1 protein-coding gene is annotated in these 3,661 nt (G+C 40.8%); it reads left to right on the forward strand.

Features of this window, described 5'->3' with window-relative positions:
* On the forward strand, positions 1-3,661 hold a 3,661-nt coding region (locus FLA105534_RS00130; protein ID WP_455424115.1), incomplete at both ends, for an Ig-like domain-containing protein.

A 3,661-nucleotide genomic window follows, 5' to 3' on the forward strand; every position in this document is an offset into this window, starting at 1 on the left:
GGCGGTAACAGTTACTTTGAGCGATCCTCAAACGCCAACGACCAATAAAACCACACAGGAATTCTGTAAAGTGGATAATATGAAAGTTTCTGATTTGGCTACGACTGAATCAGGAGTGACTTGGTACGATGCTGCAACAGCAGGAAATATAATAGCTTCAACAGCAGTTTTAGAAAATAACAAAATCTATTATGGTTCTCTAAAAGTTGGTACTTGCGAGAGTCCAACAAGATTGGCGGTAACAGTAACTTTGAGTGATCCTCAAACACCAACTACAAATCAAACTACTCAGGAATTCTGTAAAATAGACAATAAGAAGGTATCTGATTTGGCTACGACTGAATCAGGAGTGACTTGGTACGATGCGGCAACAGCAGGAAATGTTGTACCAGCCACGACAACTTTAGAAAACAATAAGATCTATTACGGTTCTCTAAAAGTAGGAACATGCGAAAGCCCGACAAGATTGGCGGTAACGGTTACTTTGAGCGATCCTCAAACACCAACGACTGCCAATACCACACAGGAATTCTGTAAAGTGGATAATAAGAAAGTTTCTGATTTGGCTACGACTGAATCAGGAGTGACTTGGTACGATGCGGCAACAGCAGGAACTGCACTCGCTTCAACAACTGTTTTAGAAAACAATAAAGTGTATTACGGTTCATTAAAAGTAGGAACTTGTGAAAGCCCAACAAGATTGGCGGTAACCGTTACTTTGAGTGATCCTCAAACGCCAACGACAAATCAAACGACACAAGAATTCTGCAAAGTGGATAATAGAAAAGTTTCTGATTTGGCTACGACTGAATCAGGAGTGACTTGGTACGATGCTGTAACAGCAGGAAATGTTATCGCTTCAACAGCAGTTTTAGAAAACAATAAAGTTTATTACGGTTCTCTAAAAGTAGGAACCTGCGAGAGTCCAACAAGATTGGCTGTAACAGTTACTTTGAGTGATCCAAAAACGCCAACAACTGCGAATACTACACAGGAATTCTGTAAAATAGACAATAAGAAGGTATCTGATTTGGCTACAACAGAAAGTGGTGTAACATGGTACGATGCGGCAACAGCAGGAAATGTTGTACCAGCAACGACAATATTAACCAATGGAATGGTTTATTACGGTTCTCTAAAAGAAGGAACATGCGAAAGCCCGACAAGATTGGCGGTGACAGTTACTTTGAGTGATCCTCAAACACCAACGACAGCCAATACCACACAGGAATTCTGTAAAGTGGATAATAAAAAAGTTTCTGATTTGGCTACGACAGAAAGTGGTGTAACATGGTATGATGCTGCCACAGCAGGAAATGTTGTACCATCAACGGCAATATTAACCAACGGAACGGTTTATTACGGTTCATTAAAAGTAGGAACTTGCGAAAGCCCAACAAGATTGGCGGTAACGGTTACTTTGAGTGATCCTCAAACGCCAACTACAAATCAAACTACTCAGGAATTCTGTAAAGTGGATAACAAAAAAGTTTCTGATTTGGCTACAACAGAATCAGGAGTGACTTGGTACGATGCGGCTACAGCAGGAAATGTTGTACCATCAACGACAACATTAACCAACGGAACGGTTTATTATGGTTCATTAAAAGTGGGCACTTGCGAAAGCCCGACAAGATTGGCGGTGACAGTTACTTTGAGTGATCCTCAAACACCAACGACAGCCAATACCACACAGGAATTCTGTAAAATAGACAACAAAAAAGTTTCTGATTTGGCTACCACTGAATCAGGAGTGACTTGGTACGATGCTGCCACAGCAGGAAATATAATAGCTTCAACAGCAGTTTTAGAAAATAACAAAATCTATTACGGTTCTCTAAAAGTTGGTACTTGCGAGAGCCCAACAAGATTGGCTGTAACGGTTACTTTGAGTGATCCGCAAACGCCAACGACAAATCAAACGACACAGGAATTCTGTAAAGTGGATAATAAAAAAGTTGCTGATTTGGCTACAACAGAACAAGGAGTGACGTGGTATGATGCTGTAACAGCAGGAAATGTTATCGCTTCAACAACCGCTTTAGAAAACAATAAAGTTTATTACGGTTCTTTAAAAGTGGGCACTTGCGAAAGCCCAACAAGATTGGCTGTAACGGTTACTTTGAGTGATCCTCAAACGCCAACAACCGCCAATACCACACAGGAATTCTGTAAAATAGATAATAAAAAAGTGTCTGATTTGGCTACCACTGAACCAGGAGTGACTTGGTACGATGCGGCAACAGCAGGAAATGTTATCGCTTCGACAACAGTTTTAGAAAACAATAAAGTGTATTACGGTTCTCTAAAAGTTGGCACTTGCGAAAGCCCAACAAGATTAGCCGTAACAGTTACTTTAAGTGATCCAAAAACACCAACGACAAATCAAACCACACAGGAATTTTGTATAATAGACAACAAAAAAGTTTCTGATTTGGCTACGACTGAATCAGGAGTGATTTGGTACGATGCGGCAACAGCAGGAAATGTTATCGCTTCAACAACTGTTTTAGAAAATAACAAAATCTATTACGGTTCATTAAAAGTAGGAACATGCGAAAGCCCGACAAGATTGGCGGTGACGGTTACTTTGAGTGATCCTCAAACGCCAACTACAAATCAAACTACTCAGGAATTCTGTAAAATAGACAATAAGAAAGTTGCTGATTTGGATACCACTGAATCAGGAGTGACTTGGTACGATGCGGCAACAGCAGGAAATATTGTACCAGCAACGACAACATTAACCAATGGAACGGTTTATTACGGTTCTCTAAAAGTTGGTACTTGTGAGAGTCCAACAAGATTGGCTGTAACGGTTACTTTGAGTGATCCTCAAACACCAACTACAAATCAAACTACTCAGGAATTCTGTAAAGTGGATAATAAAAAAGTTTCTGATTTGGCTACGACTGAATCAGGAGTGACGTGGTACGATGCGGCAACAGCAGGAAATGTTGTACCATCAACGACAACATTAACCAACGGAATGGTTTATTACGGTTCTCTAAAAGTAGGAACGTGCGAAAGCCCGACAAGATTGGCTGTAACGGTTACTTTGAGTGATCCTCAAACACCAACTACAAATCAAACTACTCAGGAATTCTGTAAAATAGACAACAAAAGAGTTGCTGATTTGGCTACGACTGAATCAGGAGTGACTTGGTACGATGCTGCCACAGCAGGAAATGTTGTACCATCAACTCAAGCACTAACTGATGGGACAATCTATTACGGTTCTCTAAAAGTAGGAACTTGTGAAAGCCCAACAAGATTGGCTGTCACAGTTACTTTAAGCGATCCTCAAACGCCAACGACAGCCAATACCACACAGGAATTCTGTAAAGTGGATAATAAGAAAGTTTCTGATTTGGCTACGACTGAATCAGGAGTGACTTGGTACGATGCGGCAACAGCAGGAAATATTGTACCATCAACGACAATATTAACCAACGGAACGGTTTATTATGGTTCATTAAAAGTTGGCACTTGCGAAAGTCCAACAAGATTGGCGGTAACGGTTACTTTGAGTGATCCTCAAACGCCAACGACAAATCAAACGACACAGGAATTCTGTAAAGTGGATAATAAGAAAGTTGCTGATTTGGCTACGACAGAATCAGGAGTGACTTGGTATGACGCTGCCACAGCAGGAACTGCA

The organism is Flavobacterium collinsii, assembly GCF_902804485.1.
Taxonomy (GTDB): Bacteria; Bacteroidota; Bacteroidia; order Flavobacteriales; family Flavobacteriaceae; genus Flavobacterium; species Flavobacterium collinsii.